This is a genomic window from Saccharomonospora xinjiangensis XJ-54, from assembly GCF_000258175.1.
Lineage (GTDB): Bacteria > Actinomycetota > Actinomycetes > Mycobacteriales > Pseudonocardiaceae > Saccharomonospora > Saccharomonospora xinjiangensis.
On record NZ_JH636049.1, the window covers coordinates 2,290,551 to 2,311,931 of the forward strand.

Sequence of the window (21,381 nt, forward strand, 5' to 3'; positions counted from 1 at the left end):
ACTGCACGTAGCACCACGAACGAGCACCGAGAGGACGCGCCATGAGCACCACGACGATCACCAGCCGCGAGATCCGCCTCGCCTCCCGGCCTTTCGGCGAACCCGATGAGGGCACCTTCGCCCTCGTCGAAACCCAGGTGCCGGAGCCAGGAGCCGGCCAGATCCTGGTCCGCAACACCTGGATGTCCGTCGATCCGTACATGCGGACCCGGATGAACGCGGGCGAGTCCTACATCCCGCCCTTCGAGGTCGGCGCGCCGCTGGAAGGAAGCGCGATCGGTGAGGTGGTCGCCTCCGAGGCCGACACGATCCCGGTCGGTGCCGCTGTGTCTCACTTCGCGGGATGGCGCGAGTACGCCGTTCTCGACGCCGCGCACGTCGAGGTGATCGACGTCGAGAACGTGCGCCCCCAGGACTACCTCGGTGCGCTGGGCACGACCGGGCTCACGGCCTACCTCGCGGTCACCGAGATCGCGCCGGTGCGCGAGGGCGACGTCGTCTTCGTCTCGGCAGCGGCGGGTGCGGTCGGCAGTGTGGCAGGGCAACTCGCCCGCAAATTCAACGCGGCCAGGGTGATCGGGTCGGCGGGTGGTCCTGAGAAGACGAGAAAGCTGACCGAGACCTTCGGGTTCGACGCCGCCATCGACTACCGTGCGGGCTCCGTCGCCGAGCAGCTGGCCGAACTCGCACCTGAGGGCATCGACGTCTACATCGACAACGTGGGCGGCGATCACCTCGAAGCCGCCATCGAGTCGCTGAACGACCACGGCAAGGTGGCCATGGTCGGCATGATCAGCACCTACAACGCCACCGAACCCTCACCCGCACCGCGCAACCTTCCCACGGCGCAGACCAAGCGGCTCACTCTGCGCGGGCTCGTCATCAGCGACCACTTCGACCGCTTCCCCGAGTACATCGAGACAGCGGCTCCGCTGCTGGCCGACGGCTCGCTGGTCACCGAGGAGACGATCGTGGACGGCCTTGAGAACGCCCCGTCGGCGCTGCTCGGGCTTCTGCGCGGAGCCAACACCGGCAAGATGCTCATCCGCCTCACCGCCTGAGTTCCGGACGTCCGCCCCGTCGGCGCGGTCGCGCCCCTGGCGCGTCCTGCGACGGCGGGGGTTCCGGCTCGTTCGGGGCTTTCACGACGGCGGAAACCGCCCGTGGAATGCGCCTGCCTGCCACCACGATGCCCGCGACGACGAGAGCCGCACCCACCGGCTGATTCCAGGTGAGCGACTCGTCGAGCAGCACGACACCGAGCGCGACACCGACGACCGGGGTGGCGTAGGTGACGGAAGCACCCCGGGTGGCTCCCCACGACCTGACCACGTTGGTGTTCCAGATGTAGGCGAGACCTGTGCCGACAGCGCCGAGCACCACCATGCTGACCACCACGGTGGGAGTGAGATTCATGGCGCCACCGGCGACCACGGGCGTTGCGAGCACCATGACCGCCGCGCCGCTCGCGACCTGCACGAAAGCCACAGAGACCGCAGGAAGATCACGGTGGGCCACGAAGGCACGCAGGTAACAGAAGGCGGCCCCGTAGCAGGCCGTCGCACCGAGGCAGGCGAGATTGCCCAGCAGGTCGTGGCTCGTGCCCACGACCATCGGTGCGATCAGCAACAGCACACCCGCGAACCCGAGCGCCAACCCGGCGGCGCGGGCCTTCGTCAGCCGCTCGCTGCGCAGCGCCACCGCTGTGAACGCCACGGTGGTGAGGGGCGTCGTCGCGTTCCAGATACTCGCCATCCCCGAGGAGATGTGCAGCTCAGCCCACGCGAACAGCGTGAACGGCACGACACACAGCAGCATCGCCACCACGGTCAGATGGGCCCACACCACCGGCTCGCGAGGCACCGGCTGTCGTGTGAACAGCACCACCGAGCCGAGCGCCAGCGCGCCGAACACCAGCCGAGCCCACACCACCTGCATCGGTGAAAGACCCGCGAGGCCGAGCTTGATCAGCAGGAAGCTCGACCCCCAGGTCACGGCGAGCAGCACGAACTGCACCGCCACGCCGAACTGCCCACCCCTTTGCCGTCCGACGGTCGCGACCTCCGGCGACGCAGAATCCGACGGGAAATCCCGATGAGCCACCACGATGACAGTGAACCCGCCCCAGCACACGAGAACCGGCGGAATCCGGACGTGGAGCTCGCCCACCGTCCTTCCGTGCAGATCTTCGGTCGTCGAACCCGTGGGGAGCCCGCCGGTTGGCTGCCCGCGACAACTATCCCGGCAATAACGCGGCGACGAGTTCGTCTAACCCGCTGAACAGCCAGTCGATGGTGTCCGAGGCCGTCGGCGGGTCCCCGACAGGACGCTGGACGTACGCGGTTCGCATGCCACAGGACTGTGCCCCACGCAGGTCCCAGGCGTGCGCGGCCACCATGAGTATGCGTTCCGGCGGACACCCAGCCGTGTCAACGGCGAGCTGGTAGACCTCCGGCGCGGGCTTGTACGCCGAGACAGTCTCGCCGGAAAGGACTTGATGCCAGCGCAGACCCGCCAGCGCGTTGAGCCGCAGTAGGGTGGCGCGACTGGCATTAGAGAGGCCGAGCACGGGAAGGTGCCGCCCCAGTCGTTCGACGCAGGCAACGGAATCGCCCCATGGCGGCAGCCGCCAGCCTGCCGTTGCCAGTCCGGTGACGGTCGCTGGATCGTCGAGTCCGACCTGTTCCGCCGCGCAGCGCGCCGCCTCGGCGTCGAGGATCCCGGAGTTGACATAGGGGCGGTCACCATCCGCGATGCGCTGCTGCTCACGCTCGCGGTGGCGTTGCCACACGGTGTAGAGCCTCTCAACCATCGCATCGTCCGCCTGGGGCGTCGTGTCGCGGATCGTCGATCGAACACCGGTGGGCTCGTCAACCAACGTCCCGAGGACGTCGAAGACCACTACCTCGATGTCGCTGCGTTGCGGCATAATCTCCATTCCCTTCAACGTCACCGGTTTAACAGGTGACGAATCTTGCCAGCGGGGAAGTAACCGGTCAAGATGGTGATGTGGAGTTCGCCTTCGTGAGCGGAAACCCTGCCCTCGACCTTGCGGGCACCGTGTTGTCCCGCCGAGATGCCCCCGTTGACGCCCTGGCCACTCCTACGGATCTCGAACGATGGGTGGCCGAGTGCGACGAGCTGCCTGACCGGGTCACCGCCGATCTCACCACGTTCGAATCAGCCATCGCGCTTCGCGAAGCCGTCTATCACCTGGCCCTTGACCGAGTGCTCGGGCGGCGTTTCGACCACGACAGCCTCGCGATCGTCAACGACCTGGCTGCCGGGCCGGTACCGGCAGTCGTCCTCACCGAATCGGGCTTGCGGAGGTCGGGTGACCTCCGGCAGGCGCTGTCTTCCGTAGCCAGACACGGCATCGACGTGCTGGCCGACCCGGACGCCTGTCTCAAGGAATGTGGTCGTACCGGTTGTACAAGGATCTACGTCGATCGCTCGCGGGGCGCGCGACGAACCTGGTGCGGGATGGCGGAGTGCGGCAACCGGGTCAAGGCCGCCGCGTACCGGGCGCGCCACAGGGCGCTTTGACAGACGACATCCACTCGCGTAAACGACATTCCGGACATGCCGCGAGAAAGACCGACCACCCGCGGGGTTGATTTCTCCACCCGAGTGCCGCCGTCTGCCTGGCGATCCTCTCGCCTGGCTATGTCCGCGCGCCCGGCGCGACCTCGGTACTGACGCTCGCGCCGTGGTCGGGCGAACCGGTCAGGAATCGAGAAGCCCGCGCAGACGACCGCGCCTAGCGTTGAGCCCAGCACCGTTTCCGCTGCGAAGGGAGTTCGGCAATGGACCCGGCGACAGGCAAGGACACCAGCGCCTCCGACATCTTCACGCCCGAAGAGCGTGCCGCCATGAAGGAGCATGTCCAGGAGCGCAAGAAGGAGGCGAAGCGCCGGTCACGCGCGGACAAGGCCGCCGAGGCCGAACGAGACGTGCTCGCCAAGATCGCGGACATGCCCGAATCCGACCGGGTCATGGCCGAGCGCGTCCACGCGATCGTCAAGGCGAACGCCCCGCAACTCGCGCCGAAGCTTTGGTACGGGATGCCCGCCTACGCCCTCGACGGCAAGGTGGTCTGCTACTTCCAGAGCGCCGACAAGTTCAAGGCCCGCTACGCCACCCTCGGCTTCGACGATCAAGCGAACCTCGACGACGGCCCGATGTGGGCGACGTCCTTCGCCCTGACCGAGGTGACGGCCAAGGTCGAGGAGCGCATCACCGCACTCGTCAGGAAGGCGGTGAGCTGATCCTCGACCCACCGGCCGAGAACCCGCCATGAGCGGCGCCGCTCAGCGGACGACGTCGTAGACCAGCTTCTGGACCCCGTTGCCGTACGACTCGCTCTCGATGAGCTCGAGCTGCTGCAGATCCTTGTCGGTGTCGCTGAACATCCGCTTGCCCGCGCCGAGAAGGACGGGGAAGACCAGCAGGTGGTAACGGTCGATCAGACCGGCATCGGAGAGACCGCGGTTCAGCGTGGCGCTGCCGTGGATGCTGATCGGCCCACCCTCGGTCTCCTTGAGCGCGGCCACGTCGTCAAGCGAACGGAGGATGTTGGTCTCGCCCCAGTCGGACACCAGGTCCTCTTCCCTGAGCGTGGTGGACACGACGTACTTGGGCATGGCGTTGTAACGGGCGAACTCCTCCGTCATGCCGGGCCACACCGGCGCGAACGCCTCGTAACTGACCCGGCCGAGCAGCATCGCCGTCGCCTCCTCCTGCTCGCGGGCCTTCAACTCGTACGCGGCAGGGTCGAACTCGGCGGCCTTGAAGGTCCAGCCGGTGTTGCGGTAGCCCGCTTCACCTCCGGGTGCCTCGACGACGCCGTCGAGCGAGATGAACGAGGTGGCGATCAGCGTGCGCATCGGTTGCTCCTTGGTCTACTCGGTTGCTCTCGTCACCAACACATCGAACAGCCAACGCCTGATTCGACACCTCCCGCGAAAAAATCTCTCCCGAGGTCGTTCGATCAGATGAGCCGGGTGTGTCCTCGCTGGCCCGGCAGCCTGATCCATTGGGCGCCTGCGAGGAGCGCGAACATCCCGCCACTCGCCGTGACAGCCCATGCCGGGCCGAGCAAGGTGTTGTGTTCGGCGTAGTCACGCCAGCCCACGACTATCAGCGTCAGCATCACCGCGCTACCGGCGACCACCAGAACCGTTGCGCGTCGGTTCGGGCCCGCCGCTCCTCCGGGGCCTACGGCCCTGTCCAGGGCGCTCGCCACACCGATGGCCAAAAGGGCGACGGCGACGAACACGACGACACCACCAGGCGGACCGCCCGTGAACAACGCGATGAGGACGGCGACTCTGGCGACGACGGCGGTGACGAGCCCCAGCATCGCCGCGCCGAGGACGTGGAACACAGGCCGCCCTGGCTTCGTTCGTCCGAGGTCGCGACCCCGCCGCAGCAGCCGCCACCCGAGCACCCCGAACCCGGCCGTGGTCGTCCCCGCGAGAACCACGAACAGCACGGTGAGCACGACGGTCTCCGGCAAGGGGATGTAGTCGATGGTGCGGCCGTCGGGGTGGAGACAGGTCGCGCTCGGCGGAACGTAGTGTCTTTCGACACCCACGGCGCCGGGGCAGGAGCCGTCGGGATCGAGCGAGGACGGCATCGCCACCTCGACGGCGACAGACCACACGAGTAAACCCGCGAGGCCGAGAACGACGACGTTACGGGCGGTCGCCGCCTTCCATCGGAGCGATCCCGTCACGCTGCCCACGCCAGGCCTCCTCAAGGTCGGCCGGTAGCCACCGTGGCGGCCGCGGCAGCCAGCAGATCGTTGAGCCGGGCGTGCGGGAAACCGTCACCATTCCCGGCAGGCGGGCTCACCCGAATGCTGTAGAAGTCGGCGTCGTGGTCCTCGCCCTGCTCGGCCCACAGGTGGCCCGCGTCGTCGCGGCGCCACAACACGTTCTCCCCGCGGAAGTCGGCGCGTTCGAGCCAGTCGGCGCCGGTGGGCCAGTAACCGTCCCAGCCATGGGGCCGCAGTGCGGCGAACGCCGCGTCTACGGTGGCGACGGCGGCGTCCACGTCGTCGTCCTCGAACACCGCCGCGAACCGGCACAGCAACGCCATCGGAACGCCAGGATGGAACAGAAGCGGGTCCAGCACGGCGATCGCCTGGCAGATCAGGTCGAGCTCCGGCCACCGCAGCGCGTAAGGATGCCAGTGCGCCAGGTTGTCCCAACCGAGCCCGGCGAACTCGGCCGAACCCGGTCCGACGATGCCCAGCTCGTGATTGTCGAGCCCGGTGTCAACGTCGAGGCTGAGTGCCTGCCCTCCCCCGACGTCGAAGGTCACGCGGATCTTGGTGTCCTGGTCCTCGCCGTCCTCGTCGAGGTCGTCGTCCTCGTCGTCCCCATCGAGCAGCTCTTCGAGGTCGCCGAGCCGATCGGCGCCGGGTCCGTCCTCCGCGGCGAAGGTGTACCGCGCCCAGAACACAGGGTCGCTCAGCGATTCACGAAGAGACGAAGGGATGCCCATCGGTTGATCGTCACATGCCGAAGCGGCACCCGAGCGGGCAGGACCAGTTGCCGCAGACCCGGCCCGGTGGGAAACGTGCTCGCCGAGACGGTCGCGTGTGGATCGACGGGCGCCTGCTCCGCCGGTGGAACCGGCACCGAGTCCCCGGGTGCGTCACGAGTCGCCGTGCTCGATCTCCCGCAGCTTGCGCCGCAGGCGAGCACGTTCGGGTTCGGTGCCTGCCAGCTCGACTGCCTTCCGGTAGGCAGCTGCGGCCTCGGCATGCCGACCCAGCCGGTGCAGCAGTTCTGCCCGTGCCATGGGGAAAGGGTGGTAGCGGTGCAGCCGGGGTTCGTCGGCCAACTCGTCGAGCAGGGCCAGACCCGCCGCCGGACCGTCGCGAAATGCCACGGCCACCGCTCGGTTCAAGGCGACGATCGGCGAGGGCGTGAGCGTGAGCAGGACGTCGTAGAGCGCCACGATCTGCGGCCAGTCGGTGGTCCCGAGGTCCGCGGCCTCGTCGTGCAGGGCGGCGATCGCGGCCTGCACCGCGTACCGGCCGGGTGTTCCGCCGACCAACGCGATGGGCACAAGGCCAAGACCTTCCGAGATCATCGCACTGTCCCACCTGCTTCTGTCCTGCTCGTCGAGCAGGACCAACTCCCCGTCCGAACCCGTTCGGGCTTCCCGACGGGCGTGGACCAGCAGCATCAGCGCGAGCAGCCCGGTCACCTCCCGCTGTGCGGGCAGCAAGCTCCGCAGAATCCGGGCAAGCCGGATCGCCTCCTCCGCAAGATCAAGCCGCTGCAACCGAGGACCGGCGCTGGCCGCGTAACCCTCGGTGAAGACCGAGTACAACACCTGAAGAACACCGGGTAGGCGGTCCGGCAGCTCACCGGCACCTGGCGTGCGGAACGGGACCCGAGCCTCGCGGATCTTCTTCTTCGCGCGCACGATCCGCTTCGCCATCGTGCTCTCCGGCACGAGGAAAGCCCGCGCGACCTCCGATGTCGTCAGCCCCGCGAGGCACCGAAGTGTCAAAGCGACTCGGTCCTCGGCCGCGAGCGCCGGATGAGAGCAGGTGAAGAACATCTGCAACCGCTCGTCCGGCAGGTCACCGTCCATGGCCGGAGCGGCGGCGGGTTCGGCCCGGTCGGCATCCACCTGCAGAATGGCCAGCCGCGCGGCCAACGCCTGGTCACGCCGCAGCCGATCGACCGCTTTGCGCCGGGCAGTGGTCATCAGCCACGCGCCCGGCTTGGGTGGGACACCGTGCACCGGCCACTTCGCCAGCGCGGCCTCGACGGCCTCCGATGTGACCTCCTCGGCCAGATCGAGATCGCCGAAGCGACGGACGAGGGCCGCCAGCAGCCGACCGTGCTCCTCGCGGAACACCGCCTCCACAACCGGCGTCGTGCCACGGGCGGCCCGTTCGTCCCTCACCTCAGTCTCCGAAGTCGGCGACCGGACGCACCACGACCGACCCGCCATGCCGCGCTCCGGGGCAGCGCGCGGCCCAGTCCAGCGCGACGTCCAGGTTCGGCACGTCGATGACGTAGAACCCACCCAGAATCTCGCGGGTCTCCGCGAACGGCCCGTCCGTGACGATCGGCCTTCCGTCGTCCTCGACCCGCACAGCGGTGGCGGTGACCAGGTCGGCGAGCGACTCGCCGGAGACGAAGATCCCCGCCTCCCGTACTTCCTTGTCGTAGGCGATCCAATCCCCGGCCTCACACCCTGCGGCCTCGCCGTTGTCGCCAACCGCACCGGCGTTGATCAGCAGCATGTACTTCACGGTCCAACTCCCTCGGATTGCGTCGTCCAGGCACGGCAGCGTCGCCGCACAACACAACCACGAACGGCGACCCCGCCGATGGACACACCAGGGAAAAATCTTTCGCACTGTGGGACAGGCTGTGCCGCGTTCGGCTTCTGTGGCCACCGGCGGTCGGGGCGATGTCGGCTACTCAGGACCGGGCCGGGACTCGCCTGTCACACGCGCGACCACCGCGCTCGCCCGGGATTTCCCCGCCACCGGAGCCGGTCGGACCACGGAACACTCAGAGGCCGAAATAGGGGGAGTCTCCCCAGTTCGAACACTGTGGAGCTGAGGGGAATCGAACCCCTGACCTCCGCCTTGCAAAAGCGGCGCTCTACCAATCAGGGCGGATACCGCTGGTCACGTTGGCGGTGTCTGTGTATGCCGTGACCGCTCTGCACGCTGCCGACTGTCGCGCCCACCGTGATTCCCACGGTGCTGCGCCGACTCCGACCCAGCGCACTCTCGGCTCACACCAACGCCATCGAGCATCACTCCAGTGCCGTACGGTGCCATGGCAGCTCGTTATAACGCTCGACTTGCTGACGGATCGCCTCCGTCGCTCGCGCGATCAGCTCGTCACGATCATGCTTCGCTGCACCGTAGGTTCGTGACCTGCCCTCGTGCACCGTGTCCCACTTACTCCGGCTGCTCCTGCGCGTGGTCGAGCCCTGCTCATGGCTGCCAAATCCGTTCAACACCGAGTTCCATACCGGCTGGTAGCCGACACGTAGCCCGTTCTCTCCAAGATCTATGTGGACATCCGGCATCGCCAGCAGCCGAACTGAGAACTCTTCCGGTGGCAACCCACCTTCAATGATCGACCTACGGTGCTGGTGGACGCGCGAGTGCAGCGGGCGGGTGCTGGGATTCGTCCGTCCCGTAGCGCTGTTAGTCGATCTCGACTGACCGACGTACAGCGGGATGGTGAGTCCGCTGAGGGGCCGATACAGGTCGCAGGAATCCCCCTCGTAGTAGATGGCATATAGGCCTGGCCCCTCGAAAGAAGGCATCACGGTGTCGAGGCGGACAGGCGGCTGTTCCTCAAACTGTCGGCAGATGATCCAAGTCAGATGCTCCGTAGACAACGGATCAAAGAATGCGGGTCGATACACGTCCGGCGCAGACATAACCCCGAAGATTAGAGGATCATCGGTGACCTCGATCCCACACCTGACTCGCACCGTCCGTCAGGTGACTTCCTGCGACCGACACCAGGTACCAGAGCAGTGGATTCGCCAGTAGCGAAGGCCCGCTGCAGCATCTCTGGCCTGTAGATGCGGCTGCTACGGTCGCTGTTTGCCGCGGAGAGTGTCCGCGATGCGACGTGCCGCATCCGCTACGTCCTCGTGCTCCCACACACGGATGACGTCCCAGCCGGCATTGCGCAGTCGTTGATCAGTGTCAGCGTCACGGCGCTTGTTGTCCTCGATCTTGGTGTTCCAGAACGAGGACGTGGCGCCGGTGGCGGGACGATGGTGCTCGGGACAACCGTGCCAGAAACATCCGTCGAGGAAGACAGCCACCTTGGCGCGTGGGAACACCACGTCGGCGGTACGTCGAACGTTCTTGACCGGGCGGGTAGCTACACGGTAGCGCAACCCGAGCGCGTGTATCGCCGAGCGCAGTGCCCGTTCCGGACGAGTATCACGGCTCCGGTTGGCTCGCATCACCGCTCGAGAGGCGGGAGTGGAAGCCCAAGACGTAGGCGCCGACGTGGCACTCTCGCCGGTCTCTGCCGCATCTCCTCGTTGGTCGAGCAATCCCCTGGCATGGATCTGTTGCCAAGCTTGGGCGAGGTTGTCCTCACGGGTGAGAGCGTCAACCTCGCCGGCGTAGCACTCGTGAGTCTTGCCAAGGACTGACCAGCGAAGATAGGCGTAAATTCGACGACCAGATGGGAAGACGCGGAGCGCGACCGACGCATGGCCTGTTTTTCCATCCGGCAGGTGGATCTCGCGGGCATCGCGGCCACCAGCGGCACGGTCTTGTTCCTCCGCTCGTTCCCGGCGACTGAGTCCAGGTGCGGGTTTCCACGCCGCCGCATCCGGCGGGTGGTCTCGCCAGAGCGGGTGCGATGTCACGAGCGCCGCCGAATCGTCGTTAAGTGAGGGGACAGCACGTCGGCTACCGACCGGGCGATAGCTTCACCGAGTCTGACCGGCACGGCGTTTCCGAGTTGGCGCATCTGCTCGCCGCGTGGGCCAGCCAGGAACCAGTCGTCGGGGAAGGTCATCACGCGCGCGACTTCGCGCACCGTCATGTACCGGATGGAGCCGTCGTCACGGCGCAGGACGGTCTCTCCTCCTGGTACGCCGTGCACACCGGCCTTCACTGTCTTGGCTGGCCGGTCCAGCAGATTCGGGGTGTGCCCAGGATATTGGCGCGCGCCGGGCCAACCGTAGTGGTGCAGGTGGTCCGGGTGCTCGACCTTGTCCCCAAGCGGTTCCCCTAACCCCTTGATGGCGTCCCGCAGCGTGAGCCACCGGTGGGTGCGCTCACCATCGTCGTTGCCTTTGGGCGCTACGGGCGTGTGACGGTAGCGCTTGGGCACCTTGTGTTCGTCCCAGTAGCTGCCGTCGGCCTGCGCTCGCAGTAGCGCGGCTTCCGAGTGCGTGGGCTGCGGGAAGTCCCAATCCTCGAGGCCGAGGTCGCGGCGAAAGGCGACAACGAAGACACGCCACCGCACCTGGGGCACTCCATAGTCCGCAGCGTTAACCATGAGGTACTTAACGTCGTAACGTTCGGTATCGTCCCCGGCGTCCTTGGCTAGCGCCTTTCGCAGCCGTTTGTCGTGATCGCGCCAGTCCTCACCGTCCACTCGCTGTTCGAACGGCGCACGCAACTCGTTGAGGATGTACTCGTAGTACGGCTTGAACGACGGCCGTAACAATCCCTTCACGTTCTCCGCGATCACCGCGCGCGGACGAGTTTCCCGCACCGTCCGGAATAGTTCAGGCCACAGATTCCGCTCGTCGTCGTAGCCCTTATGGACGCCGCCCAACGACCAGGGTTGGCACGGCACTCCACCGGCGATCACATCGACTTGGCCGAGGTAGCACGATAGGTCCGCTTCGCGGATGTCGCCCTCAATAAGCGGCCACGGCGAGTGCAGGCCCAGACCCTGCACTGCGGATTCGTCCCAGTCCTCCGCCCTGTTCGCGCGCAATGTCGCGCACGCCCGCTTCTCCAACTCGACAGCCAACAGATGACGGAAGCCCGCGTTGTGCATGGCCAACGCGAGCCCACCACCCCCGGTGAAGAGCTCAATGCTGGTGCCCACCTCGCGCGGGGGTCCGTCTTCGGGGAATAGGGCTGGCTGCGTAGTCACGCGGGGACTGTACCGCGGTCTTGGATCGAACGCACGTGCGACATGCCGAGAGCGCGGACGTATTGACAACGACTGGCGAACATGCGTCCGATCATGGTCGTACACCTTTCAACCGCGACAGCGCGTGCTCGCCGAGGAGCGCGAGGGCGGCCTCAACCGCGCACATCCACTCGCCGTCGCCGAAGCCGGCGCACATCCGGGCGTAGCGGTGTAATCACGCCGCTAGGGTCGTACGAGCGATTGAACGTAGGCTCACAGGAGAACAGGAACGCCTCGTTCGTCGGCTCGACGCCGAGCTGCCGTACAGCCGCTTCGTATCGCGGTGCTCCGCCAGCATCTCGACGGTCGCGAGATGGACGAGTAGCAGAGTGAAGATCCATTAAGCTTCATTCTCGTCGGCCGTCAACTCTGACAAGTACATCCGCTTGCGGGTCAGCGGGTCGATCCCGGCGTAGACGTTTGATCTGCGGTGAGCTTGGCTCGACGGCGGATGAAACCTCGCGAGCGTTGGCGTCCACCCGCGGCTTGGCCATGCTCGAAGGGCACTCGCAGTCATCGTGACTGTCAAAGCTCAGAACTGGCGGCCACCGTCAGCGGCGTTTTACCTGGTCGAACATTGTGGAGCTGAGGGGAATCGAACCCCTGACCTCCGCCTTGCAAAAGCGGCGCTCTACCAATTGAGCTACAGCCCCGAACCGCGGGCCAGGATACCACCCGCGGGGAAAGCTCTCAGTTCTTGCTCGCGGCGTCCGAGCCGGCCTTCGCCGGTGCGCTGCCGTTCGGGGAGACACCGCTCGTCGGGCGCTCGGTCGGTGCGGTGGCTTCACGCCACAGGTCCGCCTCGGCCTTCGCGTCCCTGTTGCGCTTGATCAAGAAGAAAACGCCGCCCGCGACAACCGCGAGTGCCAACAGCTTCTTCACGGTGAAGCCCTCCTCGACAACCTGCTGACCGTGCACCAGTGATGTTACTGCACGGCACCGAGGCGGCGTTTACGCGGTCCACCTCACGGGTAGATCGCGCCAGAACACGGACGAAAAGGGAGGAATTGTCATGGCTGGTAGCGACGACAAGCGCGAAGGCATCAAGGGTGCGGTCGAGGATCTGAAGGGCAGGGCGAAGGAAGCCGCGGGGACTTTCCTCGGCAACGACGAGATGGAACGCGAAGGCGGCGCGCAGCGGGAGAAGGGCGCGAAGCAGCAGACCGCCGCCGAGCGGCAGCAGCAGGCAGAGCAAGCGCAGCGAGAAGCGCGTGAAGCCGAGGAACGCGAACGTCGGCAACAGTAGCGACGCAGGTCGGCGCGCCGGTCGGCTCGGCCGTTCCCTGCGGAGCACGCTCGCTCAGTGACGCAGGCTCGGCAGAGGCAAGCGCCCCAGAGCCCACCCGGAAATCTCTGTGAGCAGCCCCCGCCAGTGCACCCCCGGCACCGGGCCGAGCTGACCGGCGTTCGTCAACCATTGCGCGTCCCTGAGATGAATGTAGGTGACCTCACCATGCACTTCTCCGCGATTCTGCGCCGCCCTTTTCTTGTAGAGCCCGGCTTGTTCGCGGTACACGTTCGCGATATGGAACGCCGCCTCCGATCCTTCCATTTCCACGAGAGTGGCGACCTCGTCCATCCACCGCGTCGCCGTCACGAGGTCACCGGCGATGATTCCGCCCGAAACGCTCAACGTGACTCCCATGGCGAAGTCCTCCATCTGGTTCGCGGCATCCACGAACGCCTGTAGAAGGAAGTCCGGCCGCGCCGCTCCCATCACCCACCTCCTTCGCCTCGGGACAGTCCGGGGCGGGATCGTCCCGAGGGACTACCTACCCGAGGCGGGTGGGCCTGAACGGGCAGCCGAGCAGGATCACGCCTGTGACTGACGACGACGGCCCGGGACTCGCCTGAACCGGGCCGTCGTCGCACTCGCCGCCACGGCCTGTCTCAGCGACAGCCACCCATGGCCTCGCGCACCTCCGCGAGAGTCACGTCGGCCACGGCTCGCGCTCGCTCGTTGCCCTCGGCGAGGACCCGGCGGAGGTGGGCGCGGTCACGCGCCAGCTCCGCTCGGCGCGACCTGATCGGCGCCAGGTACTCGTTGACCGCCTCGATCACGACCTTTTTCAGCGCACCGGCCCCCGCTGAGCCGATGTCGGCGGCGACCTCCTCGGGAGGTCGCTTTTGGCAGAGGGCCGCGAGCAGGACAAGCGACGACACCTCTGGCCGGGTGGCAGGCTCGTAGGTGATGTGGCGTTCGGAGTCCGTCCTGGCTCCCCTGATCAGCCGCGCCGTCTCGTCGGCAGAGGCGGCCAGTGTGATGGCGTTGCCTCGGCTCTTGCTCATCTTGGCGCCATCCGTGCCGAGCAGCAGGGGTGCGCTCGACAGCAGCGCCTCCGGCTGGGGAAAGACGGCGGTGCCGTCGCCGTAGCGGTTGTTGAAGCGCCTTGCGATCGTCCGCGTCAGTTCAAGGTGCGGAAGCTGGTCCTGCCCTACCGGCACCAGATTGGACTTGCAGAAGAGGATGTCGGCTGCCTGGTGGACGGGATAGGTGAACATCAGGCCGCTGACTGCCGACTGCCGCGAGTGCGCGATCTCGTCCTTGACCGTGGGATTGCGGCTCAGCTCTGCCACCGAAACGAGGCTGAGGAAAGGCAGCATCAGCTGGTTCAACGCGGGGACGGCGCTGTGCGTGAAGATCGTGCCGCGGTGCGGGTCCACACCGATGGCGAGGTAGTCGAGCACCAGTTCCTCGACGTGCCACGGCAGGTCGTCGGCGACGTCGCGATCGGTCAGCACCTGGTAGTCCGCGACGAGCACGAACATCTCGACGCCCAGCTTCTGAAGCCGCACCCGGTTGTGCAGCGTGCCGAAGTAGTGGCCGAGATGCAGGCGGCCTGTGGGCCGGTCGCCCGTCAGAACACGGAACCGTCCGGGGTTCTCGGCGATCTGCTCCTCAAGCACCGCGCTCCGGGACTGCGCCGCGGACATCTCCCGCGCGTCAGCGGAGGACGAGGCAGGGTCGGCAACGGTGGCTTCGAGGTCGGGAAACGTTCTCACGCTGTCTCCTTGGGGTCGGTCGTGGTCGCGGACGACCCGAACCCGTTACCAGGGGACACGCGAAGGGCCGTCCTTTCGAACGGCCCGGTCGTGCTGTCAAGTGATGGCCGCTCCTACGAGGAGCGCCACCAGTTCAGACACGACGAGCGATGCACAGGAACAGCATAGCGCCCAGTACCTTCAGCCGGACCGACACCGACAGGCGGAAAAAGCATCAGGGGCGGTTGACCTGTACAAGTCAACCGCCCCTGATCTGCTGTGGGCCCAGGAGGACTTGAACCTCCGACCTCTTCGTTATCAGCGAAGCGCTCTAACCGCCTGAGCTATGGGCCCTTGACGCTGAACAGCTTACCGCAAGCCGATCAGCGCCCATTCGCTGGGGTCACTCACGTTCCGACAGTGTGAGTTCCAGCCCTCCGGTCAGCCCGGCGCAGGCGTTGTAGATGAACGCCCCGACCGTGGTCAGCGCCGAGATGAGCACGATGTTGACCGCGCCCACGATCGCCGCGGCACCGAACACCGTGCCTGCCGTGACCAGCAACTCGCCCTCGGCTCCGTCGTTGGCCACGAGCGAGTTGTAGGTGCCGTTGATGTTGTCCCACACACCCATGCCGTCGAGCACCATGTACAGCACACCGACGGCGACGAGCCAGATGAAGAACAACGCCACCCCGAGCACGAGCGACAGCTTCAGCACCGACCACGGGTCGATCCGCTTCACCTGCAGATTCGCCCGCCTCGGCCCTCGGCCCGGCCTGCGGAACGCGCTGACCGACCGGCCACTCTGTGAACCGGCCTCAGACTTGGCCTGCGCGGACGCCGGGGACGACGTCCGCGCGGAGTCGCCGTCGGAGCCCTGGCCGAACAGGCCACTCGCCGGCCCGCTCTGCCCGAACACGGGGTCGGAGGCCCCGGCCTCCGGCTGCGCCGCTGTCATCGCCACCGGCCGCGCCTGTTCCTGACCCGACTGACTCGGTAGCCACTGGGTGGCACCGCCGTCACCGTCCGGCGATCCCGCAGGACCGTCCTTGTCCACCCGCTGCCACGGTGGAACTTCCCCCGTACTGGTGTCCGTTCCACCGGAGCCGCGCTGTTCAGTGTTGTCAGGTGGTGTCACAACCGGTCAGTCCCTTTGTCTGTCGCGAGCCACTACTGTTGCTCCGTGTCCGTGTCGGACACGGCCTCGCCCTCGGCTTCGACGCCCTCCGGGTCGTCCACTTCCGGGACGTCCGACGGCCGGTCCGCGTTGCGCGCCACGGCCAGCAGGGTGTTCCCTTCACCCAGGTTGATCAATCGCACGCCCTTCGTCTGCCTCCCGGCCTTGCGGACCTGTTCCGCAGGGGTTCTGATCACCCCGCCGCTCGACGTGATGGCGTACAGCTCGTCGTCGGCATCGACGACGAGAGCTGTCACCAGCCTGCCACGCTTTTCGTCGTGCTGGATCGTGAGCACGCCCTTACCACCCCGGCCCTGCACCGGGTAGTCCTCGACGGCGGTGCGCTTCGAGTAACCACCGTCGGTGGCGACCAGCAGGAACGTGCCTTCCTTGACGACGTTGATGCTCAGCAGTTCCCCACCGTCGTTGAACCGCATCCCGAGCACGCCCGAGGTGGCCCTGCCCATCGGCCGCAGCGCCTCGTCGGTGGCGTTGAACCGGATCGACTGCCCGTCGGAGGAGACGAGGAGAAGGTCGTCCTCCGCCGACGCGAGCACCGCGCCGACGAGTTCGTCGCCCTCGCGGAGGTTGATCCCGATGAGCCCGCCCGAGCGCGGTGAGTCGAAGTCGGCCAGTCTCGACTTCTTCACCAGGCCCTTCTTCGTGCCGAGGATCAAATACGGCGCGACCTCGTAGTTCGGGATCTGGATCACGCTCGCGATAGACTCGTCCGGCTGGAACGCCAGCAGGTTGGCCACATGCTGACCCCGCGCGTTGCGGTTGGCCTCGGGAAGGTCGTACGCCTTCGCCCTGTACACGCGGCCCTTGTTCGTGAAGAACAGCACCCAGTTGTGCGTCGAGCACACGAAGAAGTGCTCCACGATGTCGTCCTGCTTGAGCGTCGCGCCCTGCACACCCTTGCCACCGCGCTTCTGCGAACGGTAGAGGTCGGTCTTGGTGCGCTTGGCGTAGCCGGTGCGCGTGATCGTGACGACCACGTCCTCCTCGGCGATCAAGTCCTCCATCGACACGTCGCCGTCGAAAGGAATGATCTGCGTGCGGCGATCGTCACCGTACTTATCGACGATCTCCTGTAGTTCGTCACGCACGATCGAACGCTGCCGCTCCGGCCGGTCCAGGATGTCCTGAAGGTCGGCGATCTTCCGTTCGATGTCGGCCAGCTCGTCGATGATCTTCTGCCGTTCCAGGGCAGCCAGCCTGCGCAGCTGCATGTCCAGGATGGCGGTGGCCTGCACCTCGTCAACGTCGAGCAACTCGACCAGGCCGCTGCGCGCCTCGTCAACGCTGGGCGAGCGGCGGATCAGCGCGATCACCGCGTCGAGCTGGTCGAGCGCCCTGACCAGACCACGCAGGATGTGGGCTCGCTCCTCGGCCTTGCGCAACCGGAACCGCGTCCGGCGCACGATGACCTCGACCTGGTGCGTCACGTAGTGCCGCACCATCTGGTCGAGCCTCAACGTCCTCGGCACACCATCGACGAGCGCCAGCATGTTGACGCCGAAGTTGTACTGCAACTGCGTGTGCTTGTAGAGGTTGTTCAGCACGACCTTCGCCACCGCGTCACGCTTCAACGTGATCACGATGCGCATACCGCTGCGGCTGTTGCTCTCGTCCGCGATGTCCGAGATACCGGTGATCTTGCCGTCGCGCGCCAGCGTCGCGATGTTCTCGACGAGGTTGTCCGGGTTGACCTGGTACGGCAGCTCCGTGACCACCAGCGTGGTACGGCCCTTGGTGTCCTCCTCGACCTCCACCACGGCACGCATCCGGACCGAGCCCCTGCCCGTGCGGTAGGCGTCGGAAATGCCCTGGGTGCCGAGGATCAGACCGCTCGTCGGAAAGTCCGGGCCCTTGATGCGCTGCATCAGTGCGGCCAGCAGTTCCTCGTCGTCCGCGTCCGGGTTGTCCAGCGCCCAGAACACGCCCTCGGCGACCTCGCGAAGGTTGTGCGGCGGAATGTTGGTCGCCATGCCGACGGCGATTCCCGAACCGCCGTTGACCAGCAAGTTCGGGATGCGACTCGGCAGGACGTCCGGTTCCCGCGTGCGCCCGTCGTAGTTGTCCGAGAAATCGACCGTGTCTTCCTCGATGTCCCGCAACATCTCCATGGCGAGCGGATCGAGGCGCGACTCGGTGTATCGCATCGCCGCGGCGGGGTCGTTGCCCGGCGAGCCGAAGTTGCCCTGACCATCGATGAGCGGGTACCGCATCGACCACCGCTGGGCCAGCCGCACCAGAGCGTCGTAGATCGCCGAGTCGCCGTGCGGGTGGTAGTTGCCCATCACGTCGCCGACGACACGGGAGCACTTGTTGTAGCCGCGCTCGGGCCGGAAACCCGAGTCGTACATCGAGTAGAGGACGCGGCGGTGCACCGGCTTGAGGCCGTCACGCACATCCGGCAGAGCCCGCGACACGATCACGCTCATCGCGTAGTTGATGTAGGAGTTCTGCATCTCCTGCTGGATGTCCACCGGCTCGATGCGTCCATGGGAGCTCGGCGGGAGAGTCTCGGTCACGGCTGGATGTTCCTTTCACGCAGGCGAACGTCTGGCACGGGGTCGGGATCTCTCGTCAGACGTCCAGGAACCGCACGCCCTTGGCGTTGCGGGTGATGAACGAGCGACGCGCCTCGACGTCTTCGCCCATCAGGACGGAGAACAACTCGTCGGCTGTCGCGGCGTCGTCGAGGCTGACCTGCAACAACACGCGGTTCGCCGGGTCCATCGTCGTTTCCCACAGCTCCTCGGCGTTCATCTCGCCGAGACCCTTGTACCGCTGGATGCCGTCTTCCTTCGGCAGCTTCCGCCCCGCTTCGGCCCCGGCGCGCAGCAACCCGTCGCGTTCCCGGTCGCTGTAGGCGTACTCCGGCTCCGAACGCGGCCACTTGATCTTGTAGAGCGGTGGCTGCGCGAGGTAGACGTACCCCTGCTCGATCAGCGGCCGCATGAACCGGAACAGCAGGGTCAGCAACAGCGTGCGGATGTGCTGACCATCCACGTCGGCGTCGGCCATGAGCACGATCTTGTGGTACCGCAGCTTCGAGATGTCGAAGTCGTCGTGGATGCCGGTGCCCAGCGCGGTGATCAGCGACTGGACCTCCTGGTTCTTCAGCACCCTGTCGATGCGGGCCTTCTCGACGTTGATGATCTTGCCTCGGATGGGCAGGATCGCCTGGAATCGCGAATCACGGCCTTCCTTGGCCGAACCACCGGCGGAATCACCTTCGACGATGTAGAGCTCGCACTCCTCCGGATCACGCGAGCGGCAGTCCTTGAGCTTGCCCGGCAGTCCACCGATGTCCATCGCGCCCTTACGACGCACAAGGTCACGCGCCTTGCGGGCGGCCATCCTGGCTTGCGCGCTGGAAACGGCCTTGTTGATGATGATCTTCGCTTCGGCCGGGTTGCGCTCGAACCAGTCGGCGATCCACTCGTTGCAGGTGGTCTGTACGAATGAGCGCGCCTCGCTGTTGCCCAGCTTCGTCTTCGTCTGCCCCTCGAACTGCGGCTCGGCGAGCTTGATGGAGACGATCGCCGCGAGGCCCTCCCTCACGTCGTCGCCGGTGAGGTTGGCGTCCTTCTCCTTGAGCAGTTTCTTGTCACGGGCGTAGGCGTTCACCACACGGGTCAGCGCGGCGCGGAAACCCTCCTCGTGGGTACCGCCCTCATGCGTGTTGATCGTGTTGGCGAAGGTGTAGACCGACGGCGTGAAGCCGTTGTTCCACTGCATCGCCACCTCGACCTCCAGGCCGTCGCCCTTCTGTTCGAACGAGACGACGCTCGGGTGGATGGCCTCCCTCGACGCGTTGATGTGCCTGACGAAGTCCTCGAGCCCGCCCGGATAGCAGTAGGTGCGCTCCTTCAGGTGCGCGCGCTCGCCCGTGGCGTCCTGGCCCTCCTCGTCGTCGGAGACCCGCTCGTCACGCAACACGATGGTGAGGCCCTTGTTCAGGAAGGCCATCTCCTGAAGCCTGCGCGCCACCGTCTCGGCGCTGTAGGTCGTGGTCTCGAAGATGTCGGGGTCGGCCCAGAACGTGACGCTGGTGCCGGTGCGGTCGGTCGGCCCCTTCTCCAACAACTCACCCGGTACCGACTTCTCGTAGTGCTGCACCCAGATCTTGCCGTCGAGGTGCACCTCGACGTCGAGCGCTGTGGACAGCGCGTTGACCACCGAGACGCCGACGCCGTGCAGGCCGCCCGACACCGCGTACGACTCGCCGTCGAACTTGCCGCCCGCGTGCAACTGCGTCAGCACGATCTCGAGGGTGGGTTTGCCGTAGACGGGGTGGACGCCGACGGGAATGCCTCGCCCGTCGTCAACGACACGGACCCCGCCGTCGGCGAGCAGTGTGACCTCCACGCGCGTGGCGTGGCCCGCCATCGCCTCATCGACCGAGTTGTCCACAACCTCCCAGATGAGGTGGTGCAGGCCACGTTCACCGGTCGAACCGATGTACATGCCGGGGCGCTTGCGGACCGCCTCCAAGCCCTCGAGCACTGTGATGGAGGACGCACTGTATTCGCTGTTTTTCGCTGCCACCGGCTGACTTCTCCTCGTCTCGCTCAACGGGAACCCTGTGAGCCAGGTCCTACGTCGGGCTCGAAGCTGACACTCGTTCCGGCACCAATCCGGCTTGCCTCTTCAAGTTTACTTGGCCAGTCGCGCTAACAGGCACCAAGGACACCCCTGGCAGCGTCGCAGAGCCACGAATCGATCGGGGGGTGGGTCCGGCCTCGGACGAGACTCGTGCCGAGGCGTGTCGCACGGTTTCAGGCTGTGTACGCGAATCGGACACGGAGTCGATCTCGCCCGCTTCGCGGCGGGCGGGACTCTAGCCGTAGGTGTCGCGCGGACCTCTTCCCTGAATGTGCCGGGGCCCCTTGCGCCAACTGGGCGCGGTCGGCCCCTGAATCCGCATCCTGGTGACGACGCCGTGCCCGACGCCCGCTGCGATTCTTGCCAGTAGCTGCCGTTGCAGCAAGCGCAACTGAGTGGCCCATGCGGTGGAACTCGCGCGCACGGTGAGCTCGCCATCGGTCAACGCCACCGGTTGCGCGTGTTCGGCCACCTCCGCACCCACCAGCGCAGGCCACTGCCCGAAGACCCTGCCGTTCGCGATCCGGGCGTTCCAGCCGAACTGCGACGACATCCTCGACATCAGGCGGCCGAACGGCTGCGGGTCCCGCTCGTCCGAACCTGGGCCGGACCAGCGGCGGCGAAGGGGGTTCTGACCTGGCAACCCTGAGACGGCGCGCCCTCCACTCGTCCGGCCCGGTCCCGGTTTGCGAACACCGGGTTCCGTTCCCCGTGCCGCTGCGCGCTCCTTCGCGGCACGCAGAGCCGCCCTCGCCAGGTCTCGGCCCTGTGGAGAACTGCCTGCGGACGATCCATCCACAGCGGCGACGGGATGGCCCCCGACCCCGTTCGGCCCATCGCCGTTGCTACGCTCTGTGCCGCGTTCGGGCTTGCCCTTGTCAAAGGCACCTACTTGAGGGTTAACTAACCCTTCTTTCGAGGCTTCCG

At 66.5% G+C, this 21,381-nt stretch carries 21 protein-coding genes and 2 tRNA genes; 4 read left to right on the forward strand and 19 right to left on the reverse strand.

Annotated features, from left to right (window positions below):
* Positions 1 to 41: 41 nt before the first annotated feature.
* Complete coding sequence (locus SACXIDRAFT_RS09995) at positions 42 to 1,061, forward strand: NADP-dependent oxidoreductase (RefSeq protein ID WP_006238437.1); 1,020 nt, start codon at positions 42 to 44, stop codon at positions 1,059 to 1,061.
* On the opposite strand, the gene SACXIDRAFT_RS10000 is transcribed toward SACXIDRAFT_RS09995, so the two are convergent.
* A complete protein-coding gene (locus SACXIDRAFT_RS10000) occupies positions 1,051 to 2,169 on the reverse strand; it encodes a DMT family transporter (RefSeq protein ID WP_006238438.1) in 1,119 nt (372 codons plus the stop codon). The genes SACXIDRAFT_RS09995 and SACXIDRAFT_RS10000 overlap by 11 nt on opposite strands.
* Before the next feature lie 67 nt (positions 2,170 to 2,236).
* On the reverse strand, positions 2,237 to 2,929 hold the full coding sequence (locus SACXIDRAFT_RS10005; RefSeq protein ID WP_006238439.1) for a haloacid dehalogenase type II: 693 nt from the start codon (positions 2,927 to 2,929) through the stop codon (positions 2,237 to 2,239).
* A 95-nt stretch (positions 2,930 to 3,024) separates the two neighbouring features.
* Between SACXIDRAFT_RS10005 and SACXIDRAFT_RS10010 the strand changes: the two genes are divergently transcribed.
* The gene (locus tag SACXIDRAFT_RS10010) at positions 3,025 to 3,546 is read left to right on the forward strand and encodes a CGNR zinc finger domain-containing protein (protein WP_006238440.1); all 522 of its coding nucleotides are present in this window, start codon (positions 3,025 to 3,027) and stop codon (positions 3,544 to 3,546) included.
* 260 nt (positions 3,547 to 3,806) lie between these two features.
* The gene (locus SACXIDRAFT_RS10015; RefSeq protein ID WP_006238441.1) at positions 3,807 to 4,268 is read left to right on the forward strand and encodes an iron chaperone; all 462 of its coding nucleotides are present in this window, start codon (positions 3,807 to 3,809) and stop codon (positions 4,266 to 4,268) included.
* A gap of 42 nt (positions 4,269 to 4,310) precedes the next feature.
* Here SACXIDRAFT_RS10015 and SACXIDRAFT_RS10020 read toward each other — a convergent pair whose 3' ends face one another.
* The 10 genes from SACXIDRAFT_RS10020 to SACXIDRAFT_RS10065 all read right to left on the reverse strand — a co-directional run bounded on the left by SACXIDRAFT_RS10020 (position 4,311) and on the right by SACXIDRAFT_RS10065 (position 12,560).
* Positions 4,311 to 4,886 (reverse strand): dihydrofolate reductase family protein, encoded by a 576-nt coding sequence (locus tag SACXIDRAFT_RS10020; RefSeq protein WP_006238442.1) that lies wholly within the window; start codon positions 4,884 to 4,886, stop codon positions 4,311 to 4,313.
* 104 nt (positions 4,887 to 4,990) lie between these two features.
* Positions 4,991 to 5,746, reverse strand: a complete 756-nt coding sequence (locus SACXIDRAFT_RS10025) for a hypothetical protein (protein ID WP_006238443.1) — start codon at positions 5,744 to 5,746, stop codon at positions 4,991 to 4,993.
* Between the two features lie 11 nt (positions 5,747 to 5,757).
* The gene (locus tag SACXIDRAFT_RS10030) at positions 5,758 to 6,510 is read right to left on the reverse strand and encodes a hypothetical protein (protein ID WP_006238444.1); all 753 of its coding nucleotides are present in this window, start codon (positions 6,508 to 6,510) and stop codon (positions 5,758 to 5,760) included.
* Between the two features lie 153 nt (positions 6,511 to 6,663).
* Complete coding sequence (locus SACXIDRAFT_RS10035) at positions 6,664 to 7,932, reverse strand: RNA polymerase sigma factor (protein ID WP_040922116.1); 1,269 nt, start codon at positions 7,930 to 7,932, stop codon at positions 6,664 to 6,666.
* A gap of 1 nt (position 7,933) precedes the next feature.
* Positions 7,934 to 8,284, reverse strand: coding sequence for a YciI family protein (locus SACXIDRAFT_RS10040; RefSeq protein ID WP_040922117.1), 351 nt, complete (start codon positions 8,282 to 8,284; stop codon positions 7,934 to 7,936).
* Positions 8,285 to 8,799: 515 nt separating this feature from the next.
* Positions 8,800 to 9,438 carry an Eco29kI family restriction endonuclease gene (locus tag SACXIDRAFT_RS10045; protein ID WP_006238447.1) on the reverse strand — a complete coding sequence of 213 codons (639 nt, stop codon included), beginning with the start codon at positions 9,436 to 9,438 and terminating at the stop codon, positions 8,800 to 8,802.
* A 156-nt stretch (positions 9,439 to 9,594) separates the two neighbouring features.
* Complete coding sequence (locus SACXIDRAFT_RS23700; protein ID WP_006238448.1) at positions 9,595 to 10,392, reverse strand: very short patch repair endonuclease; 798 nt, start codon at positions 10,390 to 10,392, stop codon at positions 9,595 to 9,597.
* The gene (locus SACXIDRAFT_RS10055; RefSeq protein WP_006238449.1) at positions 10,389 to 11,639 is read right to left on the reverse strand and encodes a DNA cytosine methyltransferase; all 1,251 of its coding nucleotides are present in this window, start codon (positions 11,637 to 11,639) and stop codon (positions 10,389 to 10,391) included. Before SACXIDRAFT_RS10055 ends, SACXIDRAFT_RS23700 begins: the two co-directional genes overlap by 4 nt.
* A gap of 619 nt (positions 11,640 to 12,258) precedes the next feature.
* Positions 12,259 to 12,331 (reverse strand) — tRNA-Ala (locus tag SACXIDRAFT_RS10060).
* A 37-nt stretch (positions 12,332 to 12,368) separates the two neighbouring features.
* A complete protein-coding gene (locus SACXIDRAFT_RS10065; protein WP_006238450.1) occupies positions 12,369 to 12,560 on the reverse strand; it encodes a DLW-39 family protein in 192 nt (63 codons plus the stop codon).
* A 130-nt stretch (positions 12,561 to 12,690) separates the two neighbouring features.
* Here SACXIDRAFT_RS10065 and SACXIDRAFT_RS10070 point away from each other — a divergent pair, with 130 nt between their 5' ends.
* Positions 12,691 to 12,924, forward strand: coding sequence for a CsbD family protein (locus tag SACXIDRAFT_RS10070; RefSeq protein ID WP_006238451.1), 234 nt, complete (start codon positions 12,691 to 12,693; stop codon positions 12,922 to 12,924).
* Between the two features lie 54 nt (positions 12,925 to 12,978).
* Here SACXIDRAFT_RS10070 and SACXIDRAFT_RS10075 read toward each other — a convergent pair whose 3' ends face one another.
* From SACXIDRAFT_RS10075 to SACXIDRAFT_RS10105, 7 genes are all read right to left on the reverse strand, one after another.
* Positions 12,979 to 13,395 (reverse strand): GvpU-like protein, encoded by a 417-nt coding sequence (locus SACXIDRAFT_RS10075; RefSeq protein WP_006238452.1) that lies wholly within the window; start codon positions 13,393 to 13,395, stop codon positions 12,979 to 12,981.
* A 173-nt stretch (positions 13,396 to 13,568) separates the two neighbouring features.
* Positions 13,569 to 14,681 carry a tryptophan--tRNA ligase gene (trpS, locus tag SACXIDRAFT_RS10080; protein WP_006238453.1) on the reverse strand — a complete coding sequence of 371 codons (1,113 nt, stop codon included), beginning with the start codon at positions 14,679 to 14,681 and terminating at the stop codon, positions 13,569 to 13,571.
* 259 nt (positions 14,682 to 14,940) lie between these two features.
* Positions 14,941 to 15,014: transfer RNA gene (locus SACXIDRAFT_RS10085), tRNA-Ile, on the reverse strand.
* A 49-nt stretch (positions 15,015 to 15,063) separates the two neighbouring features.
* Positions 15,064 to 15,798: a DUF3566 domain-containing protein gene (locus SACXIDRAFT_RS10090; protein WP_006238454.1), complete on the reverse strand. Its 735-nt coding sequence runs from the start codon at positions 15,796 to 15,798 to the stop codon at positions 15,064 to 15,066.
* A 32-nt stretch (positions 15,799 to 15,830) separates the two neighbouring features.
* Positions 15,831 to 18,374, reverse strand: coding sequence for a DNA gyrase subunit A (gene gyrA / locus SACXIDRAFT_RS10095; protein WP_006238455.1), 2,544 nt, complete (start codon positions 18,372 to 18,374; stop codon positions 15,831 to 15,833).
* 55 nt (positions 18,375 to 18,429) lie between these two features.
* Entirely contained in the window at positions 18,430 to 20,397 is a 1,968-nt protein-coding gene (gene gyrB, locus SACXIDRAFT_RS10100) for a DNA topoisomerase (ATP-hydrolyzing) subunit B (RefSeq protein WP_006238456.1), read from the reverse strand.
* A 292-nt stretch (positions 20,398 to 20,689) separates the two neighbouring features.
* Entirely contained in the window at positions 20,690 to 21,253 is a 564-nt protein-coding gene (locus SACXIDRAFT_RS10105; protein ID WP_006238457.1) for a DciA family protein, read from the reverse strand.
* Positions 21,254 to 21,381: the final 128 nt, after the last annotated feature.